Below are 15,867 nucleotides of genomic sequence, written 5' to 3'. Positions count from 1 at the left end.
CGAAAGTTTTATGGTTTTAAAATGATTTGGGAGAGACTTTTTAAATTTTGTTTCTCCCAGTATTTATTATTTAGGGCTCTATTTATGATTGGATTATTGGATGAACGCCAATATCCCTTTCGGGTATTTGCTATTCTGTAAGCGTCGTTCGGGCAGATACCAAGTTTCTTAAGGTTGCGATACTTGGTTGTGGTTTTCTTCCACTCTTTCCATCGACACGCTCTCAATCTTCGGCGTATATGGGCATCCATCTTTTTAGCGTATTCTCCAATGTCCGCGATTTTAAAGTAATTAACCCATCCCTGAATCAGGTAGTTGAGGCATTTAATTCTTTCATCCATTCGCATGCTTCGATTGCGATTCGTGAGATGGCGGATTCTATCTTCCAATTTCTGTTTACTTTTCTTCGGCACGTAAATCCTTGTTTGTTGCTTGTTTCGGTAGAAACTCACTCCTAAGAATGTCCGTGCTCTCGGCTTTCCCACTGCGGATTTCTCCTCATTTACCTTAAGCTTTAGTTTCTTTTCGATAAATGTTGTCATCCCTAATTTCACACGCTCTCCTGCTTTTAGACTTTTAACATAGATATTGCAGTCATCTGCGTAACGGACGAATCTGTGACCTCGTTTTTCAAGCTCTTTATCTAGTTCATGGAGAAGGATATTACTAAGTAGTGGACTCAGTGGGCCACCTTGTGGCGTGCCTTCTTGGCTATGTACTACGACCCCATTTGCCATAGTGCCAGCGTTGAGAAACTTACGGATTAGCTTTAAGGTTGGCTTATCCTTAATATATCCCGCAACTAGTGACATCAGTTTATCGTGTTGGACACGGTCAAAGAATTTTTCAAGGTCCATGTCTACCACGAATTTGTAGCCTTCATCCATATAAGATTGCGCTTGTGTAATTGCTTGATGGGCACTTTTATTTGGACGAAAACCATAGCTATAGTCACTGAAAATTGGGTCGATGATTGGTGTTAAGATTTGAACAACCGCTTGTTGAATAACGCGGTCTGTTACAGTTGGGATTCCCAATTTTCTCGTATCACCATTTCCTTTCGGAATTTCTACCCGTTTTACCGGTTGCGGTGTATATTGCCCTGTTTGAATTTGGCGAGTAATCTTTTCTTTATTTTCTTTTAAGTATTGGCGTGTTGCCTCTATATCTTTCGCATCGACTCCGGCAGCCCCTTTATTTCTACGTACCTTCTTAAAAGCTTCATTTAGATTATCTCGGTCTGTTATTAAATAAATTAGTCCATTTGTATCCATATGTTCTCATGGTATAGGTATGCATATGAACAGTTCCACTCTTTTCGTTGCGCGATTCACGTTCTGCGTTTCAAGGCAGCGAAAAGTCTTACGATTGGCTGTGTCTTCACTGTCATATAATGTGCCCTTCCATGTTCACTCCTTTCGTTCAGCCCTTCCCATTACTGGTACTATGGCTTCTGCTGACTTCTGATGATTCAGCTATCTATCACTAAATAGGTTCTGTTTCCAGGTATTCATCAGATCTCCCGGGGTAAGTCCGTCCACTTTCACCTCATATATCCGCCACATTTATTGCCCTGACTTCCGTGGATATTTTGGATTTTGATTTGTTTGGCAATCTCGTCCAGTCAGGACAACCTCGAATGTGATTCGTGTACCTCGGACCAAGGTTTTACCGCCTGCTTCCTTCAGATTCCGTGTCACCACGGACACCCTTGCACTTGGCTAGTGGTTCGCATATCCCAACGCCCACAGTGAACTTTCATCACCTAGTTGACGGACATGCCCGGCACACCAAAAAGCAAGCCTCCTCGTTACAGGAGACTTGCTTTTCCTATGGCTAACATTTAATTGGCTGTACGATCAAGCAGCTCAAAGATAACAACATCATTGTAAAGCTCCTTAACTAAACCGATACCATCTACAAAGTAATATGTCCATACTCCATCACTGTAAACGGACGTTTCTTCTAAAACAATAACATTATTATAATTAACACCACCTGCTTGGACAGTGCCATCTGTTGCTTTAACAGTATTTCGGACTCCTGTAATTACCCCGCCTTCATCCTCATGTAAAATCACGCCAATTCTAAGTGGTAATCCTAAATATAAATCGTAATGTGTACTAGACTCAGCGTCATTTGCTTGGCCATAAAACTCATCATCGCTAAATAAAAGCTCATCATTAAACAGCTTTTTCGAACTCAAATTTGTTACTGTCCACACATCATTTTTATCGTCATTATGACTATACTGATATTTTAATGTATAGTGATTTTTATCAGTCAAAGAATAATACGAATATGTATAGTCATACGCAGTATCTTTTAATAGATTCGGATTCGATAGCGTTAATGCACGAGCTAAAAATGCTGAAAAATGAGCTCGCGTTAAAGGTAAATTAGGCTTAAATGAACCATCATCATATCCTCTAGTTATGTTGTTACTAGAAATTGCTGAGATTTCCTTATAGCCTCTTGTCTTAGCTGAAACATCAGTAAAATAACTCTCTGATCCCTTTAATTTAAATGCTCTTTGCAACACAATTGCCATGTCCCCTCTTGAAAGAGTTGCATTCGGATTAAATTTCGTTGCTGAATCGAAAATACCAGCATTTTGCACTGCTGCAATTTCTTTATAATAGGGATGTGTAGTAGGAACATCCTGATACTTTGGATCTTTTACATTAGTTGTCTGTAATCCTAATGCACGTGTTAGCATGACAGCTACTTGTGCTCTCGTTACATATGCATTCGGTTTAAACAGGTCATTAGGATAGCCATTAATAATCCCTTTTTCTACTAAGTAATCAATTTCCGTTATCAATGTATTATCTTTGGACACATCTTTGAAGCTCGCTGCATGTGCGCCTTCCATAGGTATGAAGCAAACAGCCATCAATACCACACATACTATTTTCAACATTTGTTTCACGACTTTCCCTCTCTTTCTCCACTATTCATAATATACTTTTTTAGATATTATTTCCAATACACTTTTTTGCTTTAATTAATGTAAGCATCCAATGTCCACTTTTGTTGATACTCCTCGACGGCGGGGCTGGAGCCATCTCCTATATGTAAAAATCACTATTGCAGGCATACTCAAAAATAAGCCTTATTTGTCCAATGCCAATACGTAAAACAATAGATGTTATCTCCTTCTTTACACAGGGCATTAATGAGAATGGACTGTAAAGTAAGCCGAAAAGCTCGATCAACATAAACATTTCAGAAAGGCTTTCTTCCTAAGTGGTAAAAAACCGCTATGCATTCCACCCGATCAGGGCAATATATGTTTTTATGTGCGAAAGCGAAGCGTCAGCCAACAAGGCGTGTGGCTCCTTCCTTCATTTTTCATATACACTTCCTCGTAAATACCATTCGCAGGAGTCTCGCGGCTTTTTACCTTTATATTAAAGATAACTAAAACACAAACATTAATTAACTCCTTAAGAGACAGTTAGCGATCTTCTTCATGCTTCTTATAAATACCTAAGAGTAATATAATAAGCCCTATGACAAAAATCATTGGGAATAAAAACATCATAATCGATGCTGCCCAACCATTTCTAACCGTCATTGCATACGTTACGCCAATTAAAAAAGATAAAGATGGGGCAAATGCAATCATCGTGATGGTACCCCAAATAATATATTTGCCTTTCTCCGTCTTTTCTTCGCTTAATTGGAATGCCGCTATTAATCCTACTAATGCAATTATTAATGCAATGACAAACGCCATAAAATCACATCCCCTTTTCTTCTACAATATGCTGTATTCGTTAAATGGTTTGGTAACTTTAACACAAAGCTTCTTAAAAATATCCCTGTCATTCATCTAATGCCGTTATTTAATCAAAAAAATACCACAACCATCAAAATTATGGTTGTGGCTCTCTAAAATTTTATGTTGCCCGAACTAAAGGGCATCTTGCAAAATGACACCATCGCTCATTTTAATAATACGATCCGTATATGCAAGCATCTCTTCATCATGTGTCACCATTAAAGTAGTAATGTTTAAGGTTTTAGTCAAATCTCTAATTAATAACATAACCTCTTTTGATTTTTTAGAATCTAAACTTGCCGTTGGTTCATCTGCGAACAGAACTTTCGGTTTATGAATAATCGCCCGGGCAATGGCTACACGTTGCTTTTCTCCACCTGATAATGAAGAAGGATAAGAATCTTTCCGATGGTCCATCCCTACTAATTTTAGTATTCGATCAACTTCATTTTTTTGTTCAGACTTCTTTAACTTGGACTCAGAAACATCTAGCATTAACAGTAATTGTTCCTCAACTGTAAGAAAAGGTACAAGGTGTGCAAACTGAAAGACGAATCCAAACTTATTTGCTCGTACTTTTCGAACTTCTTCAGAGCTCATTGAAGTTAAATTGTTATCTTCAAATATAACTTGCCCATCTGATGCAGGCTGAAGTCCCGCAGCTATTGTTAGAAGCGTACTTTTACCAGAGCCCGATGCACCTACCAATGCTATGATTTCTCCTTCTTTTAGAGAAAGGTTTATGCCTTTTAATATTTCTTCTTTTACTTCGCCATTAGTAAACGTTTTTCTAACCTCATCAATTGTAAATAAAGTCATATTAAGCCTCTCCTTGCTGTATCGCTTGTAATGGTTCAATTTTTCTAATTTGAAGTCCTGAAATTGTAGCCCCAATAAATCCAATAATTAGGAACACTATCGATAATTGCGTCGTTGTCGCGATTGTTAAAGTGAAAGGCATCCCTTCTGGCGCTACCATATTAAATGCTTGGCTAAAGGTTACAGACAAAATAAGTGAAATAACTGTAATGATGGCCATCTGTGTCCATATCAATTGGAATATCTTACTTGTTTTCAAACCAATCGCTTTTAAAATTCCGTATAAGCCAATTTTTTGAACGTTCATCATATAGAAGAAGATAGCAAACAGCATCCCACTAATGACTACTAAAAACCAAACAATCATATTTAAAGACATTTGTTCTGCATTATAGCTTGGAATTGTATTAAGAAACTCTTTATTTGAAAATGATTCTAATCCAGCAAATTCTTTTGAAGAATCCCCGTCTGGTAAGAAAATCATCTGCATTTCATCAACACGGTAAATTTCTTTATAATCCTCTTCATTAATATAGGCAACAGGTGCATGACTATATTTCTTTTGATCGACAAATCCCTTTACTACAAACTTGCCACTAAATTGATTATTCGTTAATGTATCTCCTACTTTAATTCCTTTATCTTTCATTGAGCTGTCTAAAACGACTTCCTCATGTTTCACATCTTCAAATAAATCTGACTCAGTAGATGTAACAAAGGCAACACTTTGCTGCTTATTGTCCTTATCATTCAAAAAGCCCATTTGTAATGAAAAAGCTACTGCATCTTTTTCTTTGCTCAATATTTCGTTTTGTGTACTGTTATCTATTTTGGACAGATTATAAGTTTGATCTGCATCTTCATTCATATAAAATTGCCCTTGCGGTAAATCTTTAATTAGGGCGGCATTATCTTGTGACAATCCATTCGCCAAACCAGAAATAATAAATGTTAAAAAACTAACAAGAAAAACAATTGAACCTAATATTAAAAACCTTACTTTATTTTTCTTAATTTCTTTCCATGCAAGATTCATATTGAACTCCTCCATTCCTTTTTACATCCTTATCATAAAATCCTTAAATGAACGGAAGATGAACTAATTATTAAAAATGAGATGTTTTTAACTTCTTTCAGCAAATGTTTTATGTAACGTAAGTGAAACGGCAGTTACAAATGTTTTATGTAGCGAAAGCGAAGCGTCAGCAGAAATCCCCCACCTCTATAGTGGTGAGATAAATGCGGATTTAATCTACTTTTCATTACGTATACAAATACTAGCTGAAAGAAGTTAAAGCCTCCGGCGGATGTCACGGAATCGGAAAAGAATTCATAAAGGATGTTAGCCTAAAATCATCGCATCCATGCGATAACGGCTAACTGACCTGCATCACGCAGGCCTAAGCACAAAGCCGATTCCAGACGCAATTATGTCGAGGCATAATTGATCAAAAAAAAGCTCGTAATCCTTTTCTTTTTTGGTTTACGAGCTGATCTAATATTCATCATTATTATAGTAGTAGGCTTTTTTCCTTTGTCTGTACATTATGCAACCAACCACTTCATACATTTACAGATTTATTGGTCATCTAAGTGAATAACTGCCTTTTTATAATATTTCGGGGTTTCCTCTACCCTCGATTCGTACAAAATCACTTCTTTCACTGGAAATTGAGGAAGCTGAAACTCTTCTTTTAGCAACTCTTCGAATAGAAATTTACCGAATGCCTCATCCCATTTTCTCGCAACAGTTATATGTGGTGTAAAAGGCTTCATATCTAATTCAAATCCAGCTTTAATACAATCACGGTATACTATGTCTCTCACAAAACTTAATTGCTCAGATTCGAGCAGATCCACCCATAAAATTCTTGGATATTCTCTTCTTCCAAAAGTATTGAATCCTTGAATTTTTAATTCGAACGGAGAAACATTCATCAGATTTTTCCTCGTTTCATCCACTACAGCCTGTAATTGCCCTTCATCCGCATGACCTAAAAAAGCCAAGGTGATGTGATAATCTTCCCGGTGAACCCATCGTTTAAAATGAAAATCTGTTTTCATTTTTTCACATCTTGCATGAAGAGCTTCTTTAATATCTGAAGGAAGTGGAACTGCAATAAAAAAATGTCTGTTCATGTTCTTACCCTCTCTATGCATTGTAAATGTAACTTCCATCCCTACCTTATAGAAATGCAGGAATTCATGTATTATCATCAACCTAAATTTTAAAAGTATACTAAAACTGGCTCATCACCATAACGTGTGATTGATTTCCGTTCCGACTGGGCGCTTTGTCGCTGACGCTTCGCTTTCGCACAGAGCAGAGCTTCCTGGGACGTCCGATGATCCCCAAATAGTCGACCGACCAGCCTCCACTCCAATCTTTAAAATTAAGCCATACTCAGTAAATCGAATTTTTTTATTCTATATTCAAATCGAAAACAAAAGTTGATTTTCCTTCATTCAATTTTGCAATAACTTCGTAAATATAATATCCTTTTTCCGTTGGAAGGGTTATTTCGTTATTTTGAATTTCAATATTATCAATTGTACCATCTTCATTCTCCTGATTTACAATTATTGAAGGTGGGTTTTGATCAATTTCAATTCTTATTTTATCTCCCTTTTCAACAGTTAATGTTTCAAATTCTTCTGCTAAGCCATATTTATCAGGTGAATTAAGACTTCGAATTGTAACGTCATCATCTTTCAATTCGAAGTCGCCAATCTGCATCATGTAACCTTCATCATCTACAATAACTCGCCCCACTGGGTTTCCAAAAGAATCGGAATGTGATGAAGGTATTCCGTTACAACCAGCTATAATCATCACAATGAACATTAAATAAAACAAATTTTTCATAGCCACTCCTCCTCAACATCAATCACTATATAATAAAGTACCTTTTTTTACATATTTTATCATTGTTTTAATCAAAATAATTAAATTTACCATTATTAGTGTTATGTTTTAATCGATCAACTAAGGTAGGTTTGTTATGGGAAAAATTTTATGAGGTCTTTTCTTAGTAGGTGGCCGTTTTATATTTTATGATGATGCCTCTGCCTCAGAGATAAATGATAATTCTGGTGAGCAATTGCAGCTTGTAGAACAAGAAGAGGTAGAAACTATTTATTTTATTGAAGATCAAGATTGTATATTCTTAAATTAGTTTTGTCATGATTAGGTGAGGGGTTTTTGAAATCAAATTTGAAGGTTGCTACAGCACCTCAAATGATTAGAATCACTTGTATTCTACTCTTTTTAATGAGTGCTGGCGTGTCTGTTTCACCTGCAAATGCAGAGAAACTAAAACTAGAGAATAAGCGTGTTTATTAGGAAAAAATAAGTTTATTATTGAGCGAAAAAGGATTTCTTTGTTGCTATTTTGCTAATATATTCCAATCTTTACGGTACCATGCTGCTCATAAAAAATCCTCTCAAAAAATACATTTTGAGAGAATCTTAAATGCTATCTATAAATTTACTACAAATAAAAAAGAATCCTATCAAGGATTCTTTACTAAATATGATACCGGTGGTCGGGGTCGAACCGACACTCCAAAGGAACACGATTTTGAGTCGTGCGCGTCTGCCAATTCCGCCACACCGGCATAATGGAGATAAAAAAAATCGGAAAATCCGATTAAGAAATAAATTATGGAGGCGGCAACCGGATTTGAACCGGTGGTAAAGGTGTTGCAGACCTGTGCCTTACCACTTGGCTATGCCGCCATCATATTTGGAGCGGAAGACGAGGTTCGAACTCGCGACCCCCACCTTGGCAAGGTGGTGTTCTACCACTGAACTACTTCCGCAATAAATGGCTGGGGTACCTGGATTCGAACCAGGGCGTGACGGAATCAAAATCCGTTGCCTTACCGCTTGGCTATACCCCAAAAGTTAAATATATAAATGGGGCGACTGATGGGAATCGAACCCACGAATGCCTGAACCACAATCAGGTGCGTTAACCACTTCGCCACAACCGCCATATTACTATATATTTTATTGTTTTAAATTAAATGGGGCGACTGATGGGAATCGAACCCACGAATGCCTGAACCACAATCAGGTGCGTTAACCACTTCGCCACAACCGCCATGAAATTAATTAATTGGCAGGGGCAGTAGGAATCGAACCCACATCAAAGGTTTTGGAGACCTCTATTCTACCGTTAAACTATGCCCCTATGAATAAAAAACTGGTGGAGGGGGACGGATTCGAACCGCCGAACCCTAAGGAGCGGATTTACAGTCCGCCGCGTTTAGCCACTTCGCTACCCCTCCGGGAATACATGGTGCCGGCGATAGGAGTCGAACCCACGACCTACTGATTACAAGTCAGTTGCTCTACCAACTGAGCTACACCGGCAAAAAAAATATGGTGGGTCAGGACGGAATCGAACCGCCGACACTTAGAGCTTCAATCTAATGCTCTACCAACTGAGCTACTGACCCATATTTTTAAAAAAAATGGCGGTCCCGACCGGGATCGAACCGGCGATCTCCTGCGTGACAGGCAGGCATGTTAACCGCTACACCACGGGACCATTTTGGTTGCGGGGGCCGGATTTGAACCAACGACCTTCGGGTTATGAGCCCGACGAGCTACCACTGCTCCACCCCGCGATAATAAGGTGATTTATTTAAATAATGGTGGAGGATGACGGGCTCGAACCGCCGACCCTCTGCTTGTAAGGCAGATGCTCTCCCAGCTGAGCTAATCCTCCATCTGGGTATTGAATAAATGGTGACCCCTACGGGATTCGAACCCGTGTTACCGCCGTGAAAGGGCGGTGTCTTAACCACTTGACCAAGGGGCCTTCGTTTGGAATTAAAAATCCTTAAAGTGCTGGCGGAGAGTAAGGGATTTGAACCCTTGAGACAGTGTTAACCGCCTACACGATTTCCAATCGTGCTCCTTCGGCCACTCGGACAACTCTCCAAGAATGGCTCCGAAGGCAGGACTCGAACCTGCGACAACCTGATTAACAGTCAGGTGCTACTACCAACTGAGCTACTTCGGAATAATTTTAGTATATAGCCTAGCGACGTCCTACTCTCACAGGGGGAAGCCCCCAACTACCATCGGCGCTAAAGAGCTTAACTTCCGTGTTCGGTATGGGAACGGGTGTGACCTCTTTGCCATCATCACTAGACTATTTTAAAGACAAGATTTATTATAACGTATTTTTATTATAATTGCAAGCTTTTTTTAAAAAAACTATCTTATTCTTTCAAAACTGGATAAACGTGCATTGAATGTTTCAAACATTTTGGTTAAGTCCTCGATCGATTAGTATTCGTCAGCTCCATGTGTCACCACACTTCCACCTCGAACCTATCTACCTCATCGTCTTTGAGGGATCTTACTTACTTGCGTAATGGGAAATCTCATCTTGAGGGGGGCTTCATGCTTAGATGCTTTCAGCACTTATCCCGTCCACACATAGCTACCCAGCGATGCCTTTGGCAAGACAACTGGTACACCAGCGGTGTGTCCATCCCGGTCCTCTCGTACTAAGGACAGCTCCTCTCAAATTTCCTACGCCCACGACGGATAGGGACCGAACTGTCTCACGACGTTCTGAACCCAGCTCGCGTACCGCTTTAATGGGCGAACAGCCCAACCCTTGGGACCGACTACAGCCCCAGGATGCGATGAGCCGACATCGAGGTGCCAAACCTCCCCGTCGATGTGGACTCTTGGGGGAGATAAGCCTGTTATCCCCGGGGTAGCTTTTATCCGTTGAGCGATGGCCCTTCCATGCGGAACCACCGGATCACTAAGCCCGTCTTTCGACCCTGCTCGACTTGTAGGTCTCGCAGTCAAGCTCCCTTGTGCCTTTACACTCTACGAATGATTTCCAACCATTCTGAGGGAACCTTTGGGCGCCTCCGTTACCTTTTAGGAGGCGACCGCCCCAGTCAAACTGTCCGCCTGACACTGTCTCCTACCCCGCTAAGGGGCATGGGTTAGAATTTCAATACAACCAGGGTAGTATCCCACCGACGCCTCCTTCGAAGCTGGCGCTCCGAGATCTCTGGCTCCTACCTATCCTGTACAAGTTGTACCAAAATTCAATATCAGGCTACAGTAAAGCTCCACGGGGTCTTTCCGTCCTGTCGCGGGTAACCTGCATCTTCACAGGTACTATAATTTCACCGAGTCTCTCGTTGAGACAGTGCCCAGATCGTTACGCCTTTCGTGCGGGTCGGAACTTACCCGACAAGGAATTTCGCTACCTTAGGACCGTTATAGTTACGGCCGCCGTTTACTGGGGCTTCAATTCGCAGCTTCGCTTGCGCTAACCACTCCTCTTAACCTTCCAGCACCGGGCAGGCGTCAGCCCCTATACGTCACCTTACGGTTTTGCAGAGACCTGTGTTTTTGCTAAACAGTCGCCTGGGCCTATTCACTGCGGCTCTCATGCGCTTGCACGCTCAAGAGCACCCCTTCTCCCGAAGTTACGGGGTCATTTTGCCGAGTTCCTTAACGAGAGTTCTCTCGCACACCTTAGGATTCTCTCCTCGACTACCTGTGTCGGTTTGCGGTACGGGCACCTCTCACCTCGATAGAGGCTTTTCTTGGCAGTGTGAAATCAGGAACTTCGTCCATACGGACTCGCCATCACAGCTCAACGTTACAGTGTGCGGATTTGCCTACACACACGCCTTACTGCTTGGACGCGCACAACCAACGGCGCGCTTACCCTATCCTACTGCGTCCCCCCATTTCTCAAACGGTGAGGAGGTGGTACAGGAATATCAACCTGTTGTCCATCGCCTACGCCTATCGGCCTCGGCTTAGGTCCCGACTAACCCTGAGCGGACGAGCCTTCCTCAGGAAACCTTAGTCATACGGTGGACGGGATTCTCACCCGTCTTTCGCTACTCATACCGGCATTCTCACTTCTAAGCGCTCCACCAGTCCTTCCGGTCTGACTTCAACGCACTTAGAACGCTCTCCTACCACTGACATCGTAGATGTCAATCCACAGCTTCGGTGAATCGTTTAGCCCCGATACATTTTCGGCGCAGCGTCACTCGACCAGTGAGCTATTACGCACTCTTTAAATGATGGCTGCTTCTAAGCCAACATCCTGGTTGTCTGTGCAACGCCACATCCTTTTCCACTTAACGATTACTTTGGGACCTTAGCTGGTGGTCTGGGCTGTTTCCCTTTTGACTACGGATCTTATCACTCGCAGTCTGACTCCCGTGTATAAATATCTGGCATTCGGAGTTTGTCTGAATTCGGTAAACCGGGATGGCCCCCTAGTCCAAACAGTGCTCTACCTCCAGTATTCTCATCACGAGGCTAGCCCTAAAGCTATTTCGGAGAGAACCAGCTATCTCCAAGTTCGATTGGAATTTCTCCGCTACCCACACCTCATCCCCGCACTTTTCAACGTGCGTGGGTTCGGGCCTCCAGTAAGTGTTACCTCACCTTCACCCTGGACATGGGTAGATCACCTGGTTTCGGGTCTACGACCACGTACTAATTCGCCCTATTCAGACTCGCTTTCGCTGCGGCTCCGCCTTCTAAAGCTTAACCTCGCACGTAATCGTAACTCGCCGGTTCATTCTACAAAAGGCACGCTATCACCCATTAACGGGCTCTAACTACTTGTAGGCACACGGTTTCAGGATCTCTTTCACTCCCCTTCCGGGGTGCTTTTCACCTTTCCCTCACGGTACTGGTTCACTATCGGTCACTAGGTAGTATTTAGCCTTGGGAGATGGTCCTCCCGGATTCCGACGGAATTTCACGTGTTCCGCCGTACTCAGGATCCACTCAGGAGAGAACGAACTTTCGACTACAGGGCTTTTACCTGCTCTGGCGGACCTTTCCAAGTCGCTTCATCTAACTCGCTCTTTTGTAACTCCGTATAGAGTGTCCTACAACCCCAAGAGGCAAGCCTCTTGGTTTGGGCTCTTCCCGTTTCGCTCGCCGCTACTCAGGGAATCGATTTTTCTTTCTCTTCCTCCAGGTACTTAGATGTTTCAGTTCCCTGGGTCTGCCTTCAAGACGCTATGTATTCACGTCAAGATACTACGCGATTAAACGTAGTGGGTTCCCCCATTCGGAAATCTCCGGATCAAAGCTCACTTACAGCTCCCCGAAGCATATCGGTGTTAGTGCCGTCCTTCTTCGGCTCCTAGTGCCAAGGCATTCGCCGTGCGCCCTTAATAACTTAACCAAGTTATTAAGCCTATAAAAAAAACTTAAAAAATAAATGTGTTTGTTACAATTTCAATGTCGTTTTATCCAGTTTTCAAAGAACAAGTTTTGAAGTATTTCATTCAGAAGAATGAACCTTCAAAACTGAACGCAAAACGTAATCTTACAAACCCTAGGTTTGTATTCCGAAAATATCCTTAGAAAGGAGGTGATCCAGCCGCACCTTCCGATACGGCTACCTTGTTACGACTTCACCCCAATCATCTATCCCACCTTCGGCGGCTGGCTCCAAAAGGTTACCCCACCGACTTCGGGTGTTACAAACTCTCGTGGTGTGACGGGCGGTGTGTACAAGGCCCGGGAACGTATTCACCGCGGCATGCTGATCCGCGATTACTAGCGATTCCGGCTTCATGTAGGCGAGTTGCAGCCTACAATCCGAACTGAGAACGACTTTATCGGATTAGCTCCCTCTCGCGAGTTGGCAACCGTTTGTATCGTCCATTGTAGCACGTGTGTAGCCCAGGTCATAAGGGGCATGATGATTTGACGTCATCCCCACCTTCCTCCGGTTTGTCACCGGCAGTCACCTTAGAGTGCCCAACTAAATGATGGCAACTAAGATCAAGGGTTGCGCTCGTTGCGGGACTTAACCCAACATCTCACGACACGAGCTGACGACAACCATGCACCACCTGTCACCGTTGTCCCCGAAGGGAAAACCATATCTCTACAGTGGTCAACGGGATGTCAAGACCTGGTAAGGTTCTTCGCGTTGCTTCGAATTAAACCACATGCTCCACCGCTTGTGCGGGCCCCCGTCAATTCCTTTGAGTTTCAGTCTTGCGACCGTACTCCCCAGGCGGAGTGCTTAATGCGTTAGCTGCAGCACTAAGGGGCGGAAACCCCCTAACACTTAGCACTCATCGTTTACGGCGTGGACTACCAGGGTATCTAATCCTGTTTGCTCCCCACGCTTTCGCGCCTCAGCGTCAGTTACAGACCAGAAAGTCGCCTTCGCCACTGGTGTTCCTCCAAATCTCTACGCATTTCACCGCTACACTTGGAATTCCACTTTCCTCTTCTGCACTCAAGTCCCCCAGTTTCCAATGACCCTCCACGGTTGAGCCGTGGGCTTTCACATCAGACTTAAAGGACCGCCTGCGCGCGCTTTACGCCCAATAATTCCGGACAACGCTTGCCACCTACGTATTACCGCGGCTGCTGGCACGTAGTTAGCCGTGGCTTTCTAATAAGGTACCGTCAAGGTACAGCCAGTTACTACTGTACTTGTTCTTCCCTTACAACAGAGTTTTACGATCCGAAAACCTTCTTCACTCACGCGGCGTTGCTCCATCAGGCTTTCGCCCATTGTGGAAGATTCCCTACTGCTGCCTCCCGTAGGAGTCTGGGCCGTGTCTCAGTCCCAGTGTGGCCGATCACCCTCTCAGGTCGGCTACGCATCGTCGCCTTGGTGAGCCGTTACCTCACCAACTAGCTAATGCGCCGCGGGCCCATCTTATAGCGACAGCCGAAACCGTCTTTCAGTATTTCACCATGAAGTAAAATAGATTATTCGGTATTAGCCCCGGTTTCCCGGAGTTATCCCAAACTATAAGGTAGGTTGCCCACGTGTTACTCACCCGTCCGCCGCTAACGTCAAAGGAGCAAGCTCCTTCTCTGTTCGCTCGACTTGCATGTATTAGGCACGCCGCCAGCGTTCGTCCTGAGCCAGGATCAAACTCTCCATAAAAAGAAATTTGATTAGCTCAAATTGTTTTGCTGGCATCATGTTTGATGTCCAAAATTTTGTTCCGTTCACTAACTCAAGGTTAGCTACTAAAAACTTTATTGATTACGTTTTGCTTGTTCAGTTTTCAAAGTTCATTTATCATCGCTCGTTTTCGGCGACTTCTTTATATTAACATCTCACTCAAATCATGTCAACAACTTTTTTTCGAAAAAGTTTTTTTCTTCATTTCGTTGAGTTATTTTGTTATGTCTTAGCGACAATTAATATAATACAATATCGATATATTAGTCGTCAACAACTTTTTCAAAAAAATATCGAGGTATTTTTTTTACCTCGATATTTAGCATACTACAGTCCTTGCTCCATTTCTAGAGCTTCTTTATTTACCTTATAATGACGGTGGAATATCATTTCGCTTTTCGCAACGATAGGTTCAATTTGAATATAGCCTTTATCCACTAAATATTCTATAAACACTTCTAAATCCACTGAATAATTCATAAGCTCATCATGGTCGTGCAATTCCTGAATCGTCCAACTTTCTTTTGCTTGCATTACTTCTAAAATATGTTGAGCGCCGTCTCGAGTACGAGAATGTATTAAAAACTCACTTGCTAAAAACAATAACTCTAATCGTTTTTCAATCGGCTCATTACTCGTTACAAGCTCCTCATATAACTTATAAATCGCCGGCTCGATTTTTTTCACTTGTGCCCAAACAGTTACTTCCGGATAAAGTCCACTATCAATAATGGATAAACGCCCTAAATGATGTAACGAATCTACTACATGATTATAAGCATCAAGATAACTACCCTTATCAAAGTACTCTTTCCCTTCTAAGTAACGTCGAATTAATTTTGAGAATTGAATACCCGTTTTAATTTTACGACCGCTAAACGGAAATTCCTGTAATTCAATTTTTAATTTATGAAGAAATTCATTACGATCAAATAATACTCTACCAAAGAAAATCCAATCGACCACTTTTTTATTTGAGCCAATTAGTAACCATTTTCGTATTATTTTCTCACTAACAGTATGTAAAGCTACTTTATTCCCTTCATATACGTAATGTTTCGTAAAGACTGGCTTTTCCGCTTCTTTTACAATAATAAGTAAGACTGTATCAAAAGTATCTGTAACATTACTTTGTTCCTCACGTTTTTCCACTAAAATAACGCCTAATGTATTCGACTGACTTGCACGTTCCTGGTATATCGGACGTAAAACTTGCTCCATGTTCAGCCCTCCTCTATTTGCTTATAACCTTTTATCTTCATTCAGCGGATGTCACGGATTTTCAAAATCCTTACG

General features: G+C 41.9%; 9 protein-coding genes, 16 tRNA genes and 3 rRNA genes. 1 reads left to right on the top strand and 27 read right to left on the bottom strand.

Going from position 1 to position 15,867, the window contains the following annotated elements; genetic code table 11:
• Positions 1-8 precede the first annotated feature (8 nt).
• From ltrA to ACB089_RS03110, 7 genes are all read right to left on the bottom strand, one after another.
• Positions 9-1,274 carry a group II intron reverse transcriptase/maturase gene (gene ltrA / locus ACB089_RS03140; RefSeq protein ID WP_374965264.1) on the bottom strand — a complete coding sequence of 422 codons (1,266 nt, stop codon included), beginning with the start codon at positions 1,272-1,274 and terminating at the stop codon, positions 9-11.
• A gap of 569 nt (positions 1,275-1,843) precedes the next feature.
• On the bottom strand, positions 1,844-2,923 hold the full coding sequence (locus ACB089_RS03135) for an S-layer homology domain-containing protein (RefSeq protein WP_374967653.1): 1,080 nt from the start codon (positions 2,921-2,923) through the stop codon (positions 1,844-1,846).
• Positions 2,924-3,460: 537 nt separating this feature from the next.
• Positions 3,461-3,742, bottom strand: a complete 282-nt coding sequence (locus ACB089_RS03130) for a hypothetical protein (RefSeq protein ID WP_374965263.1) — start codon at positions 3,740-3,742, stop codon at positions 3,461-3,463.
• Between the two features lie 177 nt (positions 3,743-3,919).
• Complete coding sequence (locus ACB089_RS03125; protein WP_374965262.1) at positions 3,920-4,606, bottom strand: ABC transporter ATP-binding protein; 687 nt, start codon at positions 4,604-4,606, stop codon at positions 3,920-3,922.
• A 1-nt stretch (position 4,607) separates the two neighbouring features.
• Complete coding sequence (locus ACB089_RS03120) at positions 4,608-5,642, bottom strand: ABC transporter permease (protein WP_374965261.1); 1,035 nt, start codon at positions 5,640-5,642, stop codon at positions 4,608-4,610.
• A gap of 542 nt (positions 5,643-6,184) precedes the next feature.
• Positions 6,185-6,784 (bottom strand): RNA 2',3'-cyclic phosphodiesterase, encoded by a 600-nt coding sequence (gene thpR, locus ACB089_RS03115; protein WP_374965260.1) that lies wholly within the window; start codon positions 6,782-6,784, stop codon positions 6,185-6,187.
• A gap of 244 nt (positions 6,785-7,028) precedes the next feature.
• Positions 7,029-7,472, bottom strand: coding sequence for a hypothetical protein (locus tag ACB089_RS03110; RefSeq protein WP_374965259.1), 444 nt, complete (start codon positions 7,470-7,472; stop codon positions 7,029-7,031).
• Positions 7,473-7,808: 336 nt separating this feature from the next.
• On the opposite strand from ACB089_RS03110, the gene ACB089_RS03105 reads away from it, so the two are divergent.
• Positions 7,809-7,949, top strand: coding sequence for a hypothetical protein (locus ACB089_RS03105; protein ID WP_374965258.1), 141 nt, complete (start codon positions 7,809-7,811; stop codon positions 7,947-7,949).
• A 194-nt stretch (positions 7,950-8,143) separates the two neighbouring features.
• Here ACB089_RS03105 and ACB089_RS03100 read toward each other — a convergent pair.
• The 20 genes from ACB089_RS03100 to ACB089_RS03005 all read right to left on the bottom strand — a co-directional run bounded on the left by ACB089_RS03100 (position 8,144) and on the right by ACB089_RS03005 (position 15,792).
• Positions 8,144-8,224 (bottom strand) — tRNA-Leu (locus tag ACB089_RS03100).
• A 47-nt stretch (positions 8,225-8,271) separates the two neighbouring features.
• Positions 8,272-8,345, bottom strand: a tRNA-Cys gene (locus tag ACB089_RS03095).
• An 8-nt stretch (positions 8,346-8,353) separates the two neighbouring features.
• Positions 8,354-8,428: transfer RNA gene (locus tag ACB089_RS03090), tRNA-Gly, on the bottom strand.
• Positions 8,429-8,434: 6 nt separating this feature from the next.
• A tRNA-Gln gene (locus ACB089_RS03085) sits at positions 8,435-8,509 on the bottom strand.
• 17 nt (positions 8,510-8,526) lie between these two features.
• Positions 8,527-8,602: transfer RNA gene (locus ACB089_RS03080), tRNA-His, on the bottom strand.
• A 34-nt stretch (positions 8,603-8,636) separates the two neighbouring features.
• A tRNA-His gene (locus ACB089_RS03075) sits at positions 8,637-8,712 on the bottom strand.
• A 16-nt stretch (positions 8,713-8,728) separates the two neighbouring features.
• Positions 8,729-8,802: transfer RNA gene (locus ACB089_RS03070), tRNA-Trp, on the bottom strand.
• 13 nt (positions 8,803-8,815) lie between these two features.
• Positions 8,816-8,899, bottom strand: a tRNA-Tyr gene (locus ACB089_RS03065).
• Positions 8,900-8,908: 9 nt separating this feature from the next.
• Positions 8,909-8,984 (bottom strand) — tRNA-Thr (locus ACB089_RS03060).
• A 10-nt stretch (positions 8,985-8,994) separates the two neighbouring features.
• A tRNA-Phe gene (locus ACB089_RS03055) sits at positions 8,995-9,070 on the bottom strand.
• A gap of 16 nt (positions 9,071-9,086) precedes the next feature.
• A tRNA-Asp gene (locus ACB089_RS03050) sits at positions 9,087-9,162 on the bottom strand.
• A gap of 4 nt (positions 9,163-9,166) precedes the next feature.
• Positions 9,167-9,241: transfer RNA gene (locus ACB089_RS03045), tRNA-Met, on the bottom strand.
• Between the two features lie 25 nt (positions 9,242-9,266).
• Positions 9,267-9,342, bottom strand: a tRNA-Val gene (locus tag ACB089_RS03040).
• Positions 9,343-9,360: 18 nt separating this feature from the next.
• Positions 9,361-9,435, bottom strand: a tRNA-Glu gene (locus ACB089_RS03035).
• 30 nt (positions 9,436-9,465) lie between these two features.
• Positions 9,466-9,557, bottom strand: a tRNA-Ser gene (locus ACB089_RS03030).
• Between the two features lie 5 nt (positions 9,558-9,562).
• A tRNA-Asn gene (locus ACB089_RS03025) sits at positions 9,563-9,639 on the bottom strand.
• A gap of 16 nt (positions 9,640-9,655) precedes the next feature.
• A 5S ribosomal RNA gene (gene rrf, locus ACB089_RS03020) occupies positions 9,656-9,771 on the bottom strand.
• Between the two features lie 117 nt (positions 9,772-9,888).
• Positions 9,889-12,816 (bottom strand): 23S ribosomal RNA (locus tag ACB089_RS03015).
• Positions 12,817-12,998: 182 nt separating this feature from the next.
• Positions 12,999-14,550, bottom strand: a 16S ribosomal RNA gene (locus ACB089_RS03010).
• The 16S, 23S and 5S rRNA genes sit together here with 16 tRNA genes alongside, the layout of an rRNA operon.
• A 348-nt stretch (positions 14,551-14,898) precedes the next feature.
• Entirely contained in the window at positions 14,899-15,792 is an 894-nt protein-coding gene (locus tag ACB089_RS03005; RefSeq protein ID WP_374965257.1) for a nucleotidyltransferase-like protein, read from the bottom strand.
• Positions 15,793-15,867 lie beyond the last annotated feature (75 nt).

The sequence above is a fragment of the Lysinibacillus sp. RS10 genome (genome assembly GCF_041956855.1).
In the GTDB taxonomy this organism is placed as follows: Bacteria; Bacillota; Bacilli; order Bacillales_A; family Planococcaceae; genus Lysinibacillus; species Lysinibacillus xylanilyticus_A.
The sequence above is the reverse complement of the archived record's forward strand: the minus strand, read 5'-3'. Positions and strand labels throughout refer to the sequence as shown.